Below are 18,560 nucleotides of genomic sequence, written 5' to 3'. Positions count from 1 at the left end.
GCCACTCTCCCCGACAGGAGTCGTCGCGGAGTGGACGCTAGCAGGGTTGCCGTGTCCCGCTGGACAAAATGAAGCAATCTCATGCTTTTTATTCGGCGTGTCGGTCGGCCGTATCCGAAACTCGAACGGGGTAGGGTCGTTCCGCTGGTTCGTGTCCGCGAGTTTCGTGTCCGCAATGGATTTCGAGGGGTTTGCAATGGCGATGCGAATGCTGGCCGCGGTTGGTGCGGTCGTTGTCGGCGCGGGAGTGCTCGTCTACGCCGACGGGCCTGCCGCCGCCGCGCCGGAAGCGACCGACAGCCCAGCCGGAGTTGGCCCGTGCGCGACCGACCCGGTGGCGACCCACGAGCCGCTGGTGCCCAAGACGCTGGAGGTGCCGATCCCCTATCCGGTGGTCACCGTGCTCCCGGCGCAGGCGCCGGAAACCGTGCCGAAGCGGACGCGGATGGAGCTTCCCCCGGACCCCTGCACCAGTCCCTGCCCGGATCTCACCGATCTGCCCGGCGCGCCGCCCGGTCTCGCCGCCCAGCTCGGGGTTCCGGAGATCCTGTTGAATCCCAAACCGTTCCACTTCGCGATTCCAGGGCCCGGTCCTGCTCCCGGCCCGGTGCCCGCGCCGCCCGCGCCGATCCGGCCGCCGGTCGAACCCGCGGCGCAGTCGCCCGCCCGGCCCGCGCCGCGCTTGGGCCCCGCCCGCGAGGTGGCGAAGCTGACCGGCGCGAACTCGGTGAACCGCACCGATAAACGGTGGCAGGTGGACGGCACCGACCTCGGCATCATGTGGGAGAGCGCGCCGGGCGAGATCGCGGCCGCGTTCGGCGACACCGTTGGGCGCGGCTTCCATCCACCGGGCGGCATGGGGCTGGATTGGCGCAGCAACGTGCTCGCCTTCAGCACAGACCGCGACCTCGCCGACGGCGTGAGCTTCGACCGGATGGTCACCGACGACCGCTGCCACGCCGCCGAGGTGCTCTCCAGCCGCAAACTCGACAACGTCGAGGTCACCACCATTCCGACGTCGGGTTTCGCGCTCGGCGGGCGACAGTACCTGAGTTACATGTCCATTCGGACCTGGAACAGCCTCCCCGGCACGTTCTTCACCAACTACGGCGGCATCGCCTACTCCGACGACCACGGGCAGACCTGGACGAAGGATCCGCACGCACGCTGGGACAACATCTTCGGTCTCGCCAATTTCCAAGTGAGCGCGATGGTTCCGCAGGGCGGTTACGTGTACATGTTCGGCACGCCCAATACCCGGCTCGGCGCGGTCGGCCTGGCCCGGGTGCCCGAGGACCAGATCCTCAACACCACCGCCTACCAGTACTGGCGCGACGGCGTGTGGACGCCGGTCGGCGGGTTCGCCTCGGCCACGCCGATCGTCGACGGCCCTGCCGGAGAACTCTCCGTGCGCTACGACGCCGCCCGCGACGTCTGGCAGATGAGCTATCTGGACACGGCGAAGGCCGCCATCGTCGTGCGTGAGGCGGACGCACCGCAGGGTGTGTGGTCGCAGAGCACGCCTACGGTGTCCGTGCTGAACTATCCGGAGCTCTACGGCGGGTTCATCCACCCCTGGTCTTCGGGATCGGACTTCTACTTCACCATGTCGACCTGGAACGACTACAACGTCTACCTGATGCACTCGGTCTTTGCCGAGTGATCAGGTCGCCTAGCGCAGCCGGACCTCGGCCAGCGCGCGACCGAACAGCTTGCGTCCTTCGGAAGAACCGCCGAGCAGGATCGTCGCGGTGCGGCTACCAGGGTCCAGGGACTTGATCCGGCCGGTGAACTCGACCGTGCTCGCCGCGTCGGCGGCGACCGGGACGAAGCCGGAGAACCGCACACTGAACTTGCGGATGGCGGTCGGATCGCCCAGCCACGCGGTGAGATAGCCACCGGCCAAGCCCATGGTCAGCATGCCGTGCGCGACGACGGTCGGTAGCCCGGCGATCTGTGCGGCGTGATCGCTGAAGTGGATCGGATTGGCATCGCCGGACACGCCCGCGTAGTTCGCCAGGTCGCCGCGGGTCAGCCGGAAGGAGCCGTCGGGGAGCTGGTCGCCCGGGGCGAGCTCGTCGAACGACGGCAGCGTGTGCACCGGCGCGTTCTCGTGTTCGTGCGGCTCGACCAAGGGACCGACGCCGAGCGGCACCAGGGCGTCGTTGGAGCCGACGGTGGCTCCGGCGGAATCGGACTCGGCCGGGCGCCCGTGCATCATGATGTTCTCGACCACGTCGTTCAAGGCGGCGTCGGCCTCGGCGCCGCGGCGCGCGACGATCGTGGTCGACCCGACGATGGCGACGTCGCCGTGCCGGTTGCTCAGCGCGAAGCGCACCACGATGAAGTCGTTGTCACCGAAGCGGCGGATCGACTCGACGACTATCTCGCTGCGCACCCGGTCGCCGGCCAGGATCGGGCGATAGATCTCGAAGACCTGGTCGGTCTGCAAGAACTGGGACAGGTCGTAGTCGGTGAGTACCGAGTCGAGCAGCGCCCTGGTCCCGGTCATCCCGATCACCGAGGCGAAGGTCGGCGGCGCGATGATCCCGGGATACCCGAGGGCGCGAGCATCGCCGTCGCGCTGATGCGCCGCGTGGTGATTCTGTACCGCGCGCGCGAACTCCCGGACCTTCTCCCGGCCCACCTCGTAATGGTCACGCACCCGGAATCGCTGTCCGGCCGGCGTCGCCGCAGCGACAGCGACATCCGGCCGCGCCATCGTCTGTTCCCTGCTCATGATCCGGGCCATGCTACTGCCGAGCCGGACCATTGACCAGGTGTGTGTGATATGCGCGACCGGCATCGATGCGTGTCGGCTATCGCGTGGCTGAGTGGTTACTGCGTGCCGGAGGGCGGGTCGCAAACCTTCCATCCGCCGTCGGTGCGCTGTAGATCGAAGGTGCGTGCCGACCGCTTCGCCGGGTCGGCCTCGGTGTACACCGTGGCCTGGGCGATGGCGGTGTCGTCGGTGATGCGGATGGCGTCGACGCTGTCGACCACCGGAATGTTCTTGCGCTCCATCGACAACTTGTGCACGCCCGCGAACTGGTCACTCGGAATGCCCTGATAGAAGTCGTGCAGAGGACCGCAGGTGCTGGAGCGCAGCGCCTCCAGGTCGCCGGCCCGCAGTGCCTCGGTGTAGCTGGTGATCGCGCCGCGCACCTGGGTCTCGGGGGAGTCTTCTCCGGTCATGGTGACCAGCGCCACGATCGCCGCGACGAGCGCGACCACCAGCACGACCGCGGCGCCCACCCCGAGGAGTCGGCGATTGATCCCGGCGGACCCGGTGGCGGACGCCCCGGCGCCGGGCTGCGGAGCAGGGGCGATCCGCTGCGGCGGCGCGACGGGCCGGGTGTGCGGCGCCCGCGGACCGGCCATGGATTGCGCGGGCACGGTCTGCTGGACGTCGGCGGGCGACGGTGCGGTAGCCACCTGTCGCGGTCTGCCCTGGGAGCGCTGCGGCGACGGCCGGGTCTCCTCGACTCCCGGTCCGTGCTGCGGCGGGGCCGAGGGACCTTGCGGACCGGACGGACCGGACTGCTTGGGCCCGGAGGCCGGACGCGGCGTGCTCGGCGGCTTCGTGATCGGCACCGGTCCCGCGGGCGGCGCGACCACGCGATCGGTCCCCGGCCTGCCGCCGTCCGCGGGGCGCTGGATGGGGAGCGCGACGGTCTTCGCGTCGTCCAGGCCGACGACCGGCATCGCCATCGTCACGTCATCGGAACCGGGTGGGTTCTGCTCGTTTCCCTGGGTGGGCTCAGCGGCGGTCGCCGAGCCCGGACCCGCCTGCCCGGCCGGCGGCTGCGGCTTGCGCATCACGACGGTCGCGCCTTCGCCCGCCGGAGCGGGGCCGCCCTGCGGGGGTGCCGCCGTCTCGGCGGCGCCGCTGGGCGAATCGGAATCGCTCGCCGCGGCTTTCCCGCTCCGGGTTGTGCCCGCCGACGAACCCGGCGCAGCCTCGGCGGGCTCGGCCGCTTCGGTCTTCGCGGCGGCGGCGGCTTTCGCGGCCGAGCCGGGCGCCGTCTTGTCCGCGGCGGGTTGCTCCCGTTGCTTCGCGGACTCTTTCGCGTCGGAGCCGCTCGCTGCTGCCGAACCCCGCGTGGTGGCGGACGGCAACTGATCCCGCTTGATCACCACGGTGCGCGCCTCTGCGGAACCGGCCTTCGGGGTGTCGGCAGTCGTATCGCTACCGCCCTCCGGCCGCTTCGACGCGGACGTCCGATCGATCGCGGTCGTCTCCGCGTCGGCGCCCGGCGTGCCCGCGTCGGCGCGGGATTCCTCGGGCGCGGCGTTCGCCTTGCCGGTGCTCGCCGATTCGGAACGCGCCGTGCCCGCGGCGCCGGGTGCGGGCGATGCGGCGGGCCCGGAAGAGGTCGGCGTATTCGGTCCGGTCTTCGGCTGGACGGCTGGTCCGGTCGACGCGGAAGTAGGAGCCGCCGAACCGGTAGCAGGGGGCTTCGACTTGTCTGCGCTACCCGCCGCGCCGGTACGTGCGTTGTCCGTAGCCGGTGAGTTCGGGACCGGGCCGGAGGAAGGCGTCTTCGCGCCGCCTCCGGAGCCGGGGACCGGTGCGCCGGGGCCGCCGGCGGCGGATGCGCCCGAACCACCGGAAACACCGGTCGCGGGGGAACTCGGCGCGGCCGGACGTGAAGCGGGCTGGTTCGGGGACTTCTTCCTGGCGGGGGCGGCGGGCCTCGTGCCGCTCCACGCTCCGAGCCCGGGTGAGGTCTGCTGTGCCGGGCGAACATTCTTCGCGGTGGTGTTCGCCGACGCGGAGGCGGCCGGATTCGCGGGGGCGGCCGGGTTCGCGGGGGCGGAGGCCAAGGAGTTCGTGCCGTCCGCGGGGCGGGTCACCGGTTTCGGCATCGCCGGATTCGCGTTATCGGTTGCTGCCGGTTTCGGGTCTTCTGCGTGCGCCGCGCCGGCGGCCGGACCACCGGCGCCCGCGTCCGCCTTCGATGCCGCCGGGGAAGCGTCCGGGGTGTCGCGACCGGTCGGCGCCTTCTCGCCGCCCGGCCGCTGCGTCTTGGCGATGCGTTCGGTGGGGGCAGCCGATGAATCCGCAGCGCTCTTGCCCGGGGCGGGAATACGTTGGGTGGCGGCGCCAGGGCGTGCGTCGGCCCCTGCCGTGTCGGCCGGTCCGGCACTGTCACGCGCCGTGTTCTTCTCGTCGTTCGGGTCGGACACGCACACCCCTCGCTAAGGCGGAACTGTTGAACTCGACGGCCAGCCTAATGGGCGCGGCCCGCCGAAGTCCGTCATCAACCCACGCCGAGCCGAACCGGCGCCGACCGTCCCGCACGACGAGCCGCGACCGGACCGAAATCCGTGCTCGGCTCGCGCCGGAGAGAGCGGAACGCGAGCTGGAGCAGAGGCAGCCGCCTATCGGGCAAATCGGCCTGCGGTGCACAATGAACCGCATGACCTCGTTCGGTGACCTGCTCGGACCGCAACCGGTACTGCTACCCGAAATCTCCGACGCCGAGGACGCGCTGCTCGACAACGCCGATCCGGTGCGGGTCGCGGCCGATCACCCGGCCGCCTCGATCGCATGGGCGCACCTCGCCGAAGCGGCGCTGAGTCGCGGCGAAGCCCAGGACGACGCGGTCAACCACGACATCGTCGCCGCGTACGCGTTCGCCCGCACCGGCTATCACCGCGGCCTGGACCTGCTGCGCCGCAACGGCTGGAAGGGCTTCGGGCCGGTGCCGTGGAGCCACGAGCCCAATCGGGGCTTCCTGCGCAGCGTGGGCGCGCTGGCCCGCGCCGCCAAGGCGATCGGTGAGACCGAGGAGTACGCGCGCTGCCTCGACCTGCTGGAAGACTGCGACCCCCGGGCGGCCGCGGAGCTGGGTCTCGACTGAGCCGTAGTGAGCGCAGCATCGCGTAATGATTCCAGGAGCAGCGGCGGCCGGTTGACCGGCGGGCTGGCGCCCGATTCCCGCGTCGGCGTCGCCCGCGCGAGCAGTATGGCGAGGCTGCGCACTTCTTGGGCGCGGCTGCGCCGGTCGGTGCTGCCGATCATCCAGTGTTCGGTCGGCGCCGCGCTGGCCTGGTTCCTCGCCCACCACGTCATCGGCCACGCGTTGCCGTTCTTCGCGCCGACGGCCGCAGTGGTGTCGATCGGCATCTCCTTCGGCGCCCGGTTGCGCCGCTCGGTGGAGCTGGTGGTCGGCGTCGCGGTCGGCATCGGCATCGGCGACTTGTTCATCTCCCGCGCGGGTACCGGTGTCTGGCAGATCGCGCTGGTCGTCGCGGTCGCCATGGCGGCGGCGGTGTTCCTGGACGGCGGTTCGATCATCACCATGCAGGCGGCGGGTTCCGCCGTGCTGGTGGCGACTTTGCTGCCGCCCTCGGTGGGCGGCGGCTTCTCCCGCATGATCGACGCCCTCGTGGGCGGTCTGGTCGGCGTGGTGGTGGTCGCCGCGATTCCCCTGCACCCCGTGCGCAGGGCGCGAACGCTCGCCGCGGACATTCTCGGCGTGATGGGCAGATCTATCACCGATTGCGCCGACGGTCTGCTCGAGCAGGATCCGGAGAAGCTGCACCGTGCGCTCACCGCGATGCGCGCCACCCAGCCGCAGATCGACTCGTTGCGCGCGACTCTGGAGGGCGGCCGCGAGATCAGCCGGATCTCGCCGCTGTACTGGAACTCCCGTTCCCGCCTCGAACGCATCAGGGCCACGGCCGATCCGTTGGACAATGCCATCCGCAACACCCGAGTCCTGTTGCGGCGCTCGCTGACTCTGGTGCGCGACGACGAAATCCTCCACCCCGGATTGATCGACGAGGTGGAGCGCCTCGGCCAGGCCGTCGACGTGGTGCGCCGGATGATGCTGACCGACCCCGGCGAACAGCCCGACCGGGCCGAAGCCGCCCGCGTACTGCGCTCGGTCGCGAAGGGTGCGCGTCCGGAACTGGTAGCGGGCGCGGGACTTTCGGCCCACGTCGTCTTCGCGCAGGTGCGTTCGACGCTGGTAGACCTGATGCAAGTCTGCGGCGTCCAGCGTGTCTCGGCGATTGCCCTGCTGCCGCCGACGGTCAAGAACCCCTACGTGCGGCCCGAGGTCTGAACCCGGACTACTCAGCGGTAATCGGACATTCGCGCCCGGCACCGTGGTCCGCGTCCGGCGCGGCGCGCCGAAAAATTGATCTTCGGGTAGTCCGCTACTCGTGTTCCGCGCGTCTTCCCGCCGTAGTTTTGCGATGTGACCGCGAGTCGAGGGGAATCGCGGTCGACCGCTTCGCACGCGGACGAAATGGTTCCTTGGCCAAGGGGTGTGGTGGCCAGGGAAGGGGCGGATCGGACGCGAGCGAAGAAGCAGGGCCGCCTGGCCGATTCGACCGGGCGGCCCTGCGCCCGCGTATATCCGGAGCGTCGCAGGTCGGCCGGTTCGAGCCGCGGATCAGGTCCAGAATCGAGTCAGGTAGCTGCCGTAGCGCGACCAGTCCGACGGAACGCCGGACAGCTCGAACAGGGCGTACACCGCGTCGAAGAACACTTCGTTGATGGCGGGGGTGAACAGCAGCGCGAACAGGATCAGCATGCCGAACGGCTTGAACTGGTCGAGCGAGCGTCTGGTCTGGTAGCTCAGCGACGGCTCGACTATGCCGTAACCGTCCAGTCCCGGCAGTGGGATCAGGTTCAGCAGCGTCGCGGTGATCTGCAGGAACGCAAGGAAACTCACACCGAACCAGAAAGCCGGATGGGAATCGGTGCTGCCCCAGAGCTGAACCACCACCAAGAGGAGCACCGCGCACAGTGCGTTCACGGCGGGCCCCGCACCGCTGATGATCCGCTGCGTACGTGGCGCGACATTGTGCGTGTGCACGTAGACCGCGCCGCCCGGCAGGCCGATGCCGCCCAGCGCGATGAACACCATCGGCAGCACGATCGACAGCAGGGGATGGCTGTACTTCAACGGGTTCAGCGTCAGATAGCCGCGCAACTCGACCTCACGATCACCCGCCCGCCACGCCGTGTACGCGTGCGCGAACTCGTGCAGGCACAGCGAGACCACCCAGCCGAACACCACGAAGACGAAGACCCCGGCCTTGGCTCTTGTCGAGTCCAGCGGGGCATCCCAGGCCAGCGCACCGCCGAGGGCGGTGAGGGCGATCACGAGCAGGAACACCGGGCTCGGCCGCACCGCGCGCGACCTGCGGTCGATCGGAATGGTCATCGCACAAGCAGCCAGGGTTCGTGGTGGCGGTAGAAAGTCGAGCGCGGCACCGGGCGGTCGGCGCGGATGCCGTCCCTGGTCACGATGGCGCCGGGCGTGCCGAGCTGCGCCGCTCGCCCCTCCAGCCAGCGCCGCTTGCGGAAGCCTTTGCGCACGGTCGCCCGGACGCCGGGCGGTTCCAGGCACGGCGAGACGAGCATGGCCGCCACCTTGCCGGAGAACAGTTGCGTGTCGTCGACGTACGCCTCGCCCTCCAGCTTCTCCCCGCCGACGCCGGTGATCACGGCTCGGCCCGCGAGCACCTTGCCGGTGTCGTCGCGGATCAGCGGCGTCTGGACAGCGCGGCCCTCGATGGCGCGCTTGGCGGCGGCGTTGCCGGTGCCGGTCTGGTAGGCGCGCGAAGCGTAGGACTTCTCGATCGGTACGTAGCCGATCTCGACGTGCAGGCGCTCGGTGCGCATCAGGTGGGTGAGCACCGCGGCCAGCGCGGCGTCCTCGCCGAGCACGATCAGCCGCGGCAGGCTGTCGGCGGCCAGCACGGGAAGCAGCTCATCGATCACGGACGACTCGGGGATGGCGGCCGTCTGGGTGGTCGGCAGCGCCGCGAGCGCGATGGGTACGGGGGCGCCGTCGCAGCGGAGAACATGGGTACTCAAGCTGCCGTACACCCTCCTCGGTTCGAGCCGACACCGTCGGGCCCCTCGCCATTGCGGCCGAACCGGCTGCGGCTCGTCCGTCCACGCCGCGCTGCCGCTCGGCGTGCCGTGCAACCATAGCCCTGCCCGGCCGCGACCACACGGTTGTCGAGCCTACGACGAGATCCGCCGCGATGCCGCCGCGGACGGGTCGGCTAGACTGTCCTTCCGGCCACCGCCTCAGTACGGCAGGTAGCTGCAACACATCAGTGTTGCCTGTCGAACCGTAGGAGACACGACCATGCCGGCAATCGTCCTCATCGGCGCCCAGTGGGGTGACGAGGGAAAGGGCAAAGCAACCGACCTGTTGGGCGGTCGGGTGAACTGGGTGGTCCGTTACCAAGGTGGCAACAACGCCGGCCACACCGTGGTGTTGCCGAACGGTGACAACTTCGCGTTGCACCTGATCCCCTCCGGCATCCTGACCCCTGGCGTGACGAATGTCATCGGCAACGGCGTCGTCGTGGATCCCGGCGTGCTGCTGGACGAACTGGCGGGGCTGGAAGAGCGCGGCGTGGACACCTCCGGCCTGCTGCTCTCGGCCGACGCGCACCTGATCATGCCCTACCACGTGGCCATCGATAAGGTCACCGAACGCTTCCTCGGCAACAAGAAGATCGGCACCACCGGGCGCGGCATCGGGCCGTGCTACCAGGACAAGGTCGCGCGCGTCGGCGTGCGCGTCGCGGACGTGCTGGACGAGAAGATCCTCACCCAGAAGGTCGAGGCGGCGCTGGAGTTCAAGAACCAGGTGCTGGTCAAGATCTACAACCGCCGGGCGCTGGATCCCCAGCAGGTGGTCGACGAGGTGCTCACGCAGGCCGACCGGTTCTCCCATCGGATCGCCGACACCAGGCTGAAGCTGAATCTGGCGCTCGAGCGCGGCGAGACCGTGCTGCTGGAGGGCTCGCAGGGCACCCTGCTGGACGTCGACCACGGCACCTACCCCTACGTCACCTCGTCGAATCCGACCTCCGGCGGCGCGGCGGTCGGGGCGGGCATCGGACCCAACAAGATCAACACCGTGCTCGGCATCTTGAAGTGCTACACGACCCGGGTCGGTTCCGGCCCCTTCCCGACCGAGCTGTTCGACGAGTTCGGCGCCTACCTGGCCAAGACCGGCGGCGAGGTCGGCGTCACCACCGGCCGCGCCCGCCGTTGCGGCTGGTTCGACGCGGTGATCGCGCGCTACGCCACGCGGGTCAACGGCATCACCGATTACTTCCTCACCAAACTGGACGTTCTATCCAGTCTGGAGACGGTGCCGATCTGTGTCGCCTACGAGGTCGATGGTGAGCGAGTCGAGCAGATGCCGACCACCCAGACCGAATTCCATCACGCGAAGCCTATTTTCGAGCAAATGCCCGGCTGGTGGGAGGACATTTCCGGCGCGCGCACCTTCGAGGAATTGCCCGCGAACGCCCAGGCGTACGTGTTGCGTTTGGAGGAGCTCTCCGGGGCCCGCATCTCCTGCATCGGCGTGGGTCCGGGCCGGGATCAGACCATCGTCCGCCACGACGTGCTCGGCTAGAACCTGTTCGAATTTCGCGCGGTCCAGCGGAGATTCGTGGACATCACCACACATTGGCCCCATCTATCGTGCTCGCTCGGCTTCGATCATGATCGATGAAGAACTACAGTTAGAGCATGGCTCGGAACTGGCCGATGATCGAGCGCGAAAGCGAATTCGAGGCAATCCGCGCGGCACTGACCGGTCCGGAGCACGTCGGGGTGGTACTGACCGGCGATGCGGGCGTGGGTAAGACCACCCTGGCCCGGCATGCCACCTCCGCGATCGGCGGCAACGTGCGCTGGGTCGCGGGCACCGAGTCGGCGCGCAGCATCCCCCTTGGCGTGTTCGCGCACATGGTGGGCGTCTATACGGCGCACGACCCGGTCACGTTCATGTCGGCGGCGCGCGAGGCGTTGCTCGCCGACGGGGACACGGTGATCGGCGTGGACGACGCGCATCTGCTCGATCAGCTCTCCGCCACATTGCTGCTGCAGCTGGCCATCGACAAGGCAGCCCACATCGTGGTGACCGTTCGCAGCGGAGTCCCGGTGCCGGACGCGGTCACCTCGCTGTGGAAAGACGGCCACCTGACGCGCATCGATCTGCGCCCGTTCACCCAGCGCCAGAGCGTGGAGCTGGTGGAGTCGATGCTCGGCGGGCAGCTCGAGGGATTCACCGCCAATCTGATGTGGGAGTCCTCCGCCGGAAACCCGTTGTTCCTCCGGCATTTGGTCGAGGGAGCGCTGGAGGCGGGCACGCTGCGCCAAGTCAACGGCGTGTGGCAGCTGCGCGGCCGCGCGGCGGTGACCTCCGAGCTGGCCGCGCTGCTGGAGGACCGGGTCGAGCAGTTGCCCGAGCCGGTGCTGCGGGTGCTGGAACTGCTGACCTTCTGTGAGCCGATCGATCTCGACGTCCTCGCCGAGCTGGCGGGCGAGGACGCGGTGGAAGCCGCCGAAACCCGCGGCGTCATCCGGGTCGTGGAGAATTCCCGGGATCTCATGGTGCGCTACAACCACCCGCTGTTCGGTGAGGTGATCCGGCGCAGGCTGGGCATCGCCTCGGCGCGGCGTCTGCGCGGCAGGCTGTACTCGTCGCTGAAGGAACGCCCGATCAATTCCGCCGCCGACCGCATCCGGCTGGCCGAATTGGCCCTGGACAGCGACAAATCCGCCGATCTGGAGTTGTTCGAGGCCGCCGCCGCCGACGCGATCGGATTGGCGAATCTGCCGTTGGGGGAACGTTTCGCGCGGGCGGCGGTGGAGCGGCGCGGCGGTGTGGAGTCCGCCGACCTGCTGGCCCGCGCCCTGCTGTGGCAGGGGCACCGGATCGAGGCCGAGCGCACCCTGGCCAGCTTCGACCCGGACCAGCTCGACGAGGTGCAGCTGGCGCGCTGGGGCAGCACCCGGGTGGCGAACCTGTTGTGGGCCATGGGTGACGCCGACCGCGCCGACGAGGTGCTGAAACTGGTGCGGAGCAAGGTGCGTCATCCCAAGATCGCGGCCATCTTCACCGGTCTGGCGTCCGCGAGCGCGGTCAACGAGAACCTGGTCGAGAACGCGATCGCCGAGGCGGAAACGGTCATGTCCGCCGATGGCGCGCCGCCGTGGGCGGTGTGGTGGGCTTCCTTCGGCGGCGGCTTGGCGTTGGCGTTGATGGGCAAGGGCGCAGCGGCCAGGCAGTACGCGGCCCGTGGGCACGAGGTGGAAGGCCACATCGACGGGCTCAACCGTTTCATGTCCACGCACGCCGAGGTGCTCGCCCTGACCTTCACCGGCGACCTGGAGGAGGCGCGACGCTGCGCCGGGGCGTTCGTCGGCTACTCCTCACCCGGCCAGTACCTGGCCTGGGGCATGTCGAAGATCCTGCAGGGCACCGTCGACGTGGCGCAGGGCCGGTTCCAAGACGGCATCGAGAATTTGGAACAGGCGCTGGCCGCACTGGCCGCCGAGGGCGCGGCCGCCTGGATGTTCCCCGCGCGGATCCGTTTGGCCGAAGCGTATTCGGCGCTCGGGCGCGCCGCCGAAGCCGCCGAGTCGATCATGCACGCCACCGCGCGAGGCGGCAGGCACAGCGCGGTGTACGAACCGCAGCTGGAAATCGCGCGGGCCTGGCTGTCGGCCGCCGAAGGCACCGTGACCCCGGCCATCCGGATCGCGGTGAGCGCCGCCGACTCGGCCGCCCGCTCACATCAGCACGCGATCGAAGCCATGGCACTGCACACGGCGGCCCGGTTCGGCGATCATTCCGTGGCCGGACGACTGGCGGACCTGGCCGCACGCCTGGACGGGCGGCTGGTGCAGGTGCAGGCCCGGCACGCGGTGGCGCTCGCCGACCACGACGGCCCCGGACTCGACGCGGTAGCAGCGGATTTCGAGCGCATCGGCGTGATGCTGTCGGCTGCCGACGCCTCGGCGCAGGCCGCGTCGGCACACGAGCGAGCCGGGGACCGGCGCAGATTGCTGGAGTCCGCCGCCACGGCCAACCGGCTCGCCGCCGCCTGCGGTGGAGCGAGTACCCCGGCGTTGCGACAGGCCGCGCAGCCGCTGCCGTTGACCGCCCGGGAACGCGAGATCGCGAACTTGGTGGCGGCGGGCTTGTCCAACCGGCAGATCGCCGACCGGCTCACGGTCTCGGTGCGCACGGTGGAAGGCCATCTGTACCGCGCCTGCATCAAGATGGACGTCACCGATCGCGAGTCCCTCGGAGCACTGATGCGCGGCGAGTCCGGGAGCGGGTGAGTGGTCGTGCGATCCACCCTCGTGATGTGCGTGCTGGCGGCCGCGGCGGTCCTGGGCGCCGGATGCTCGGACGGCCGGCCCGGACCGGCCACCAGTTCGGCGCCTCCCTCGGCGACGGTGGCGTCGAAGACCGAGACGCCTCAGGAGCGCAACGCGCGGATCAGGCAGAAACTGATCGAACTCGGCTGCTCGTCGAACGCCTGCATCCAGACCTACTTCGGCTGCGCGGACGGCTACATCACCGGAGAAGCTTGCGAATTCTTCCGCGCGCACCCCATAGAGTGAGCCGCCCTACTCGGCATGCTGCTCGACACCGGTGAGGAACGAACCGGCGACTGGGGCCAGGAGTTTGATATCCGGGTTGTGGCTGAGTCGGGGGATCTCCTGGAATACGGCGTCGGGAAGAACCGCGGCGATGGCGCGGGCTCCCTTGCGGAGTAGCGCGTCACTCTTGCCGCCCGCGATGACCAGCGTGGGAACATCGACCCCGGACCAATCCTCGGCGCGCAACGGCTCTCCGCGCATGAAGTCACGCATCACCGCCCAGTCGTGCGCGGTGGACGGTGCGGTGGCGCGCAGATCCTTCCAGAAGGGGGTCAGACGCATGGCCGCGACCATGACACGCGGCATCCCCATAGCCTTGGTCATGTACAACCGCACGGTGTCCCCGCGGCGGTCGGCGGCGATCAGTTCGTGCAGCCGTATCTCCAGGTCGGCCTGGGGCACGAATCCTTCGCGGTCGACCACGAAAGGCGGCTCGAATGCGACGACCTTCGTAATGCCCCGCACCCGGCCGGACTCGGCGGCGCGGAGCGCGAGCGCGGCGCCCGAGGACCAGCCGAACAACGCCGCCGTGCCACCCGCGGCCTCGACCAGCGCGGCGATGTCATCGATCTCCCGGTCGACTTCGTAGACGCCAGGCGAATCCGCGCTGTCGCCGCGGCCACGCCGGTCGTAGTTGATCACGGTCAGGTGGTGCTGCTCGGCCAGTGCCGAGGCCAACTCGACCATCTTGGGGAATCGGCGGAAACCGAAGGCGCCGCCGATCAGTATCACGACTCCGTTGTCGCCGCCGACGTACCGGTCGAACGCGATCGCTGTACCGTCGGCCGAGGTCACAGTCTCCATCGTTTGCTCACTTTCTTTCCTATCGGGCGGGTTCCGCCGATGCTTCGCTCATAGGGACGAAGCGAACTCCACGAATTCATCGGAGCGTGGGATCCGCGGGACTGCGAGCGGCCGGATCCGGCGCTGTACGGGGCCGGTACCGGCGCCTGGGTTGCTCAGAACAAAGTGGGCTCGCCGAATCCCGATGTGCGCTCGATGGTCAGCAAACGCTGCTTGGTGTCGATGCCGCCTGGTGCGGAGAAGCCGTGTAGTGCGTGATCGGCGGCGAGTACGCGGTGGCACGGGATGATCAGCGGAATCGGGTTTCGGCCCAGAGCCTGCCCGACCGCTTGGGCAGCACCGGGTGCGCCGACGCGGTCGGCGACCTGACCGTAGCTGAGCGTGTGGCCGGGGTCGATGGCGCGGGCGACAGCGTAGACGGCACGGTGGAACTGCGGAATGCCGCTGGTGTCCAGGGCGATCCAGCGCAGGTCGTCGAGTTCGCCCGCCAGGTGGGCGCGAATGCCTGCGATCGTCTCTGCGATGGCGTCGGTGGGTGGTTCCTCGAGGATCTCCGCGTCCGGGTGTCCGGCGCGACGGCGCGTGATGCGCGCGCGAGTGGCCGCCGGGCTCGCCTCGGGGAGTTGGAATCGGATCACCCCTTCCGAACTCCATGCGATCGCGCAGCAGCCGATCGTCGTGTCGAACAGCGTCGCGGCGGCGTGGCGGCCGGAGGCTCCAGGCTCGGTAGCGGAACCGGTGGTCTCCGTCGCCGGTGGCTCGGTCGCGGCGGCGAGCCGAGTGGCGTCACTCATGAGCCAAGTTTGCACCGCGGGACCGACAAGTACGCAATGAGCAGGCCAGTTTCACAAGTGGCCTTGTATCAGTATGTGTCGCGACGATCGCGTGCGGCGTCGACGTGCTGGGTCACGTGGCGGTACACGGAGTGCCGCCCCCACTGGCCTGGTATGGGCGCAGTGTGGCTTAGCGGGGCGCTGGTCCGTACGCGGCACGAAGTCGATTCCGCGCGTTTCGCGCGGCTCCTTTCAGCCGGGCAAGCCTTGGTCCGGCACGTCGCCACGGCCGTAGACGGCGGTGAGATCGGAGTATCGCCGCTGGTGGTCGTAGTACGACAGGCTCTGGTGGGACACCGGCATGCCCGGGTGGAAGCGTTCGAGCCGGAAGGCGGGCTCGTCGTTCCTCGGCGCGAATCGGTGGATCAGGTAGCCGAAGAGGGCGACAATGAGCAGGGTGGCGAGGGCGGTCATGTCCGTCAGCGTGCGCGCCACTGGCCTTGCCAAGAAATATCCAATCGGCCGATACTGGACCGCATGGCGACGAGAGTGATCGGCGCGGGCAGTCTGGCCCGCGATCTGGGCCGCTGGCGGCAGGCGCACGACGGTGGTCCGGATGCGGCCGGGCGGCGGTCCACCCGCCCGGCGTATCTCGCGCTCGCCGAAGGCATCCGGCTGCTGATCCACGACGGTCGCGCACCACTTGGTGTCGCGTTGCCCAGCGAACGCGATCTCGCCGCCACCCTCGGGGTCAGCCGCACGACCATCACCTCCACTTACGCGTTGCTGCGCGAGCACGGCTACCTGATCAGCCGCCAGGGATCGCGCAGTACGGTGGCACTGCCCCGGGACGTGCAACACGACGGCGTCAAACCGGCCAGGAGCATCCTGGCGATGATGGCCGCGCCCGAGCTGCCCACCATCGACATGACCTACGCCGCGATGGCCGCCCCGCTGGAGATGCAGGAGGCGTATTCCGCTGCCCTGGAGGGGATTCCGGCCTACTTGGGCACCCACGGCATGGACCCGGTCGGTGTGCTCGCGCTACGCGAGGCGATCGCCCGCCGCTACACCGAGCGCGGGTTGCCGACCGAACCCGACCAGATCCTGGTCACCCTCGGCGCCCAGCACGGTCTGCGTCTCCTGCTGAACGTGCTCACGGCGCCCGCGGCCCGTGTGCTCATCGACCATCCGACCTATCCGAACGCCATCGAGGCGATCCGCGACGTCGGCGCTCGGCCGGTGCCGGTGCCCTTGCGGCCGGAGGACCCGGCGGGCGGCTGGGATCTCGACGGAATCCGCAGTGCCGCCCGGCAGACCGCCGCCGGCTTGGCCTATCTGGTGCCGGACTACAACAACCCCACCGGCCTGCTGCTCGACGCCGAGGGCCGCGCCGAACTGGCCGCCATCGCCAGGGATACCAGGATGACCGTCGTGATCGATGAGTCCATGGCGGATCTCGGCCTCGATGGCGGCCTTCCGCCGCCGCCGGTCGCGTCCTTCGCCAAGGGCTCCGAGATCGTCACCATCGGCTCGGCCTCGAAATCGTTCTGGGGCGGTCTGCGCGTCGGCTGGATCCGGACCAACCAGGCGCTGATCACCAAGCTGCTCGGCATCCGCTCCACGGTCGACCTCGGCACCCCCGTCATGGATCAGCTGGCCACCGTGCACCTGCTCGAGCACGCGGACCTCATCCTCGACCGCCGGCGGGACCAGCTGCGTTCCCAGCGTGCGGCCCTGCTCGACACGCTCGCCGAGGAACTGCCGGACTGGCGCGTCACTGTCGGCGCCGGCGGCATGTCGGTGTGGGCGCAGCTGCCGACCTCGGTCTCCACGGCGCTGGCAGCCACGGCTCCCAACCACGGCGTATTGCTCGCGGCCGGGCCCCGATTCGGCGTGCAAGGCGCGTTCGAACGGTTCCTGCGGCTGCCCTTCACCCATCAGGAGCCCGAATTGCGATTGGCGGTCAAGGCCATCGCGTCCGCCTACGCAGCGCTGACGCCGCGCGCGGTAGATCCGCTGACGCCGTTGACCTGCTACTGAGAGGATTTCGCGTTCGTTTCTGCCGAATTGGAGCGGGGAGAGCCTCCGCCGGCGGCACTTCCCCTCCGAGCGCCGCCGGGCACGATCGGCCGGCCACCCCTCGGGGCTGGCCCTCCTCGTGCTCGGGCAGCGTGCAGAAAGCTCGCACGGCGCCGAGGCCTCCAGCTCGAGCGGCGGTCAATAAGCGGACCGGAAGGATGTCCGGGGCATCCGCTGTTCTCGGAAGCCACCTGCTCGCGGACAGTATGGCAGGCGCAGCGTCGAACTGTCGAACCGGTTGGTTTGTTACAACTTTCAATCAGCCGCGCTCGGGCGGGATGCCGCGCCGCGACACCCCGCCGCGTGCTCAGTCGACCCAAACCGACTCGATCGGGGTCGCGGTGGTGGGCGGCGGGGTCGGAATCCCGTTCGGAGTGCGCGAGAATCGCGGGGCCGGGGCGTGCTGGGTGATGTCATCCAACTCCAGCAACGAACCGCGGGCCGCGATGTGCTCGTTGCGCGTGGCCTCCTCGAAGGTGAGCACCGGCGAGACGCACGCGTCGGTGCCGACGAAGATCTCGGTCCACTCGTCGCGCGTCTTGGTCCGGAAGCGTTCGGCGAACAGCTTTTTCAGCGTGTCCTGCCCGGCGGGGTCGAGCTGGAAGGGCAGGCCCTCCGCGTCGATCTCCAGCCCGGTCAGCAGCTGGGCGTAGAACTGCGGTTCGATCGCGCCGACCGCCATGTACTTGCCGTCGGAGGTCTCGTAGGTGTCGTAGAACGACATTCCGGTGTCGAGCAGGTTCACGCCCCGCTCATCGGACCAGACGCCGGCGCCGCGCATGCCCCAGATCATGTGCGAAAGGGCAAGGGCTCCATCGACCATGGCCGCGTCGATCACTTGGCCCTTGCCGGACTGCTGCCGTTCGACCAGCGCGGCGAGGATGCCGAACACCAGGAACATCGAACCGCCGCCGAAATCGCCCACCATGTTCAACGGCGGGACCGGGCGCTCGCCCTTGCGGCCGATGGCGTGCAGCACGCCGGTGATGGAGATGTAGTTGATGTCGTGTCCGGCGCGGTCGGCCAGCGGGCCCTCTTGGCCCCAACCGGTCATCCGTCCGTAGACCAGGCGGGGATTACGGGCGAGCGCGTCGTCCGGGCCGAGGCCCATCCGCTCGGTGACGCCGGGGCGGAAGCCCTCTATGAGCACGTCCGCCTTCTCGATGAGGCCGAGTACCTTCTCGATGTCGGCGGGGTCCTTGAGGTCGGCCTCGACGATGGTCCGGCCGCGCAGCTGAGGGCGGTCGAACCCGCCGGGCAGTTGACCCGCACGCTGCACCCGCACCACGTCGGCGCCGAGATCGGCGAGCAGCAGCGCGGCGTGCGGGCCAGGGCCGATACCGGCCAACTCGATGACCTTGATGCCCGCGAGCGGGCCCTTCTCGGCGGTGGATGGAATGCTCACGCCCTACCTCGGTTCGTCGTTGATCCAGCGCACCGAATGG

At 69.5% G+C, this 18,560-nt stretch carries 16 protein-coding genes; 8 read left to right on the top strand and 8 right to left on the bottom strand.

Going from position 1 to position 18,560, the window contains the following annotated elements; all coding sequences use genetic code 11:
- The first annotated feature begins 196 nt into the window (after window positions 1-196).
- Complete coding sequence (locus tag K8O92_07040) at window positions 197-1,663, top strand: DUF4185 domain-containing protein (GenBank protein ID UAK33687.1); 1,467 nt, start codon at window positions 197-199, stop codon at window positions 1,661-1,663.
- A gap of 9 nt (window positions 1,664-1,672) precedes the next feature.
- Here K8O92_07040 and K8O92_07035 read toward each other — a convergent pair whose 3' ends face one another.
- Together K8O92_07035 and K8O92_07030 are read right to left on the bottom strand one after the other, a co-directional pair.
- Window positions 1,673-2,740 carry a MaoC family dehydratase N-terminal domain-containing protein gene (locus K8O92_07035; GenBank protein ID UAK33686.1) on the bottom strand — a complete coding sequence of 356 codons (1,068 nt, stop codon included), beginning with the start codon at window positions 2,738-2,740 and terminating at the stop codon, window positions 1,673-1,675.
- Window positions 2,741-2,838: 98 nt separating this feature from the next.
- Window positions 2,839-3,705: a hypothetical protein gene (locus tag K8O92_07030; GenBank protein UAK35495.1), complete on the bottom strand. Its 867-nt coding sequence runs from the start codon at window positions 3,703-3,705 to the stop codon at window positions 2,839-2,841.
- A gap of 436 nt (window positions 3,706-4,141) precedes the next feature.
- Here K8O92_07030 and K8O92_07025 point away from each other — a divergent pair, with 436 nt between their 5' ends.
- From K8O92_07025 to K8O92_07015, 3 genes are all read left to right on the top strand, one after another.
- Window positions 4,142-5,206: a hypothetical protein gene (locus K8O92_07025; GenBank protein UAK33685.1), complete on the top strand. Its 1,065-nt coding sequence runs from the start codon at window positions 4,142-4,144 to the stop codon at window positions 5,204-5,206.
- Window positions 5,207-5,414: 208 nt separating this feature from the next.
- Window positions 5,415-5,867 carry a DUF3151 domain-containing protein gene (locus K8O92_07020; GenBank protein UAK33684.1) on the top strand — a complete coding sequence of 151 codons (453 nt, stop codon included), beginning with the start codon at window positions 5,415-5,417 and terminating at the stop codon, window positions 5,865-5,867.
- Between the two features lie 105 nt (window positions 5,868-5,972).
- Entirely contained in the window at window positions 5,973-7,076 is a 1,104-nt protein-coding gene (locus K8O92_07015; protein UAK35494.1) for an FUSC family protein, read from the top strand.
- 333 nt (window positions 7,077-7,409) lie between these two features.
- Here K8O92_07015 and K8O92_07010 read toward each other — a convergent pair whose 3' ends face one another.
- Together K8O92_07010 and K8O92_07005 are read right to left on the bottom strand one after the other, a co-directional pair.
- The gene (locus K8O92_07010; protein UAK33683.1) at window positions 7,410-8,186 is read right to left on the bottom strand and encodes a site-2 protease family protein; all 777 of its coding nucleotides are present in this window, start codon (window positions 8,184-8,186) and stop codon (window positions 7,410-7,412) included.
- Window positions 8,183-8,854: a hypothetical protein gene (locus K8O92_07005; GenBank protein UAK33682.1), complete on the bottom strand. Its 672-nt coding sequence runs from the start codon at window positions 8,852-8,854 to the stop codon at window positions 8,183-8,185. The genes K8O92_07010 and K8O92_07005 overlap by 4 nt, the downstream gene beginning before the upstream one ends.
- Window positions 8,855-9,122: 268 nt before the next feature.
- Between K8O92_07005 and K8O92_07000 the strand changes: the two genes are divergently transcribed.
- The 3 genes from K8O92_07000 to K8O92_06990 all read left to right on the top strand — a co-directional run bounded on the left by K8O92_07000 (window position 9,123) and on the right by K8O92_06990 (window position 13,417).
- Entirely contained in the window at window positions 9,123-10,412 is a 1,290-nt protein-coding gene (locus tag K8O92_07000; GenBank protein ID UAK33681.1) for an adenylosuccinate synthase, read from the top strand.
- Between the two features lie 116 nt (window positions 10,413-10,528).
- A complete protein-coding gene (locus K8O92_06995; protein UAK33680.1) occupies window positions 10,529-13,132 on the top strand; it encodes a LuxR C-terminal-related transcriptional regulator in 2,604 nt (867 codons plus the stop codon).
- Window positions 13,133-13,138: 6 nt separating this feature from the next.
- On the top strand, window positions 13,139-13,417 hold the full coding sequence (locus tag K8O92_06990; protein UAK33679.1) for a hypothetical protein: 279 nt from the start codon (window positions 13,139-13,141) through the stop codon (window positions 13,415-13,417).
- A gap of 6 nt (window positions 13,418-13,423) precedes the next feature.
- On the opposite strand, the gene K8O92_06985 is transcribed toward K8O92_06990, so the two are convergent.
- The 3 genes from K8O92_06985 to K8O92_06975 all read right to left on the bottom strand — a co-directional run bounded on the left by K8O92_06985 (window position 13,424) and on the right by K8O92_06975 (window position 15,507).
- The gene (locus K8O92_06985) at window positions 13,424-14,260 is read right to left on the bottom strand and encodes an alpha/beta hydrolase (protein ID UAK33678.1); all 837 of its coding nucleotides are present in this window, start codon (window positions 14,258-14,260) and stop codon (window positions 13,424-13,426) included.
- 155 nt (window positions 14,261-14,415) lie between these two features.
- Complete coding sequence (locus tag K8O92_06980; GenBank protein UAK33677.1) at window positions 14,416-15,054, bottom strand: methylated-DNA--[protein]-cysteine S-methyltransferase; 639 nt, start codon at window positions 15,052-15,054, stop codon at window positions 14,416-14,418.
- A 231-nt stretch (window positions 15,055-15,285) separates the two neighbouring features.
- Window positions 15,286-15,507, bottom strand: coding sequence for a hypothetical protein (locus tag K8O92_06975; protein UAK33676.1), 222 nt, complete (start codon window positions 15,505-15,507; stop codon window positions 15,286-15,288).
- Between the two features lie 63 nt (window positions 15,508-15,570).
- Here K8O92_06975 and K8O92_06970 point away from each other — a divergent pair, with 63 nt between their 5' ends.
- A complete protein-coding gene (locus K8O92_06970) occupies window positions 15,571-17,076 on the top strand; it encodes a PLP-dependent aminotransferase family protein (protein UAK33675.1) in 1,506 nt (501 codons plus the stop codon).
- 346 nt (window positions 17,077-17,422) lie between these two features.
- On the opposite strand, the gene K8O92_06965 is transcribed toward K8O92_06970, so the two are convergent.
- Window positions 17,423-18,520 carry a CoA transferase gene (locus K8O92_06965; GenBank protein ID UAK33674.1) on the bottom strand — a complete coding sequence of 366 codons (1,098 nt, stop codon included), beginning with the start codon at window positions 18,518-18,520 and terminating at the stop codon, window positions 17,423-17,425.
- Window positions 18,521-18,560 lie beyond the last annotated feature (40 nt).

Origin of the sequence: Nocardia asteroides (assembly GCA_019930625.1) — a bacterium.
GTDB classification, from domain to species: domain Bacteria; phylum Actinomycetota; class Actinomycetes; order Mycobacteriales; family Mycobacteriaceae; genus Nocardia; species Nocardia sputi.
The sequence above is the reverse complement of the archived record's forward strand: the minus strand, read 5'-3'. Positions and strand labels throughout refer to the sequence as shown.

Excerpts from the sequence above, each read along its gene's own strand:
- K8O92_07010 (UAK33683.1), bottom strand. The coding sequence starts at position 8,186 with ATGACCATTCCGATCGACCGCAGGTCGCGCGCGGTGCGGCCGAGCCCG.
- K8O92_06980 (UAK33677.1), bottom strand. The coding sequence starts at position 15,054 with ATGAGTGACGCCACTCGGCTCGCCGCCGCGACCGAGCCACCGGCGACG.
- K8O92_06995 (UAK33680.1), top strand. The coding sequence starts at position 10,529 with ATGGCTCGGAACTGGCCGATGATCGAGCGCGAAAGCGAATTCGAGGCA.
- K8O92_07035 (UAK33686.1), bottom strand. The coding sequence starts at position 2,740 with ATGAGCAGGGAACAGACGATGGCGCGGCCGGATGTCGCTGTCGCTGCG.
- K8O92_07040 (UAK33687.1), top strand. The coding sequence starts at position 197 with ATGGCGATGCGAATGCTGGCCGCGGTTGGTGCGGTCGTTGTCGGCGCG.
- K8O92_06985 (UAK33678.1), bottom strand. The coding sequence starts at position 14,260 with ATGGAGACTGTGACCTCGGCCGACGGTACAGCGATCGCGTTCGACCGG.
- K8O92_07015 (UAK35494.1), top strand. The coding sequence starts at position 5,973 with ATGGCGAGGCTGCGCACTTCTTGGGCGCGGCTGCGCCGGTCGGTGCTG.
- K8O92_06970 (UAK33675.1), top strand. The coding sequence starts at position 15,571 with ATGGCGACGAGAGTGATCGGCGCGGGCAGTCTGGCCCGCGATCTGGGC.
- K8O92_07030 (UAK35495.1), bottom strand. The coding sequence starts at position 3,705 with ATGCCGGTCGTCGGCCTGGACGACGCGAAGACCGTCGCGCTCCCCATC.
- K8O92_07020 (UAK33684.1), top strand. The coding sequence starts at position 5,415 with ATGAACCGCATGACCTCGTTCGGTGACCTGCTCGGACCGCAACCGGTA.
- K8O92_07000 (UAK33681.1), top strand. The coding sequence starts at position 9,123 with ATGCCGGCAATCGTCCTCATCGGCGCCCAGTGGGGTGACGAGGGAAAG.
- K8O92_06975 (UAK33676.1), bottom strand. The coding sequence starts at position 15,507 with ATGACCGCCCTCGCCACCCTGCTCATTGTCGCCCTCTTCGGCTACCTG.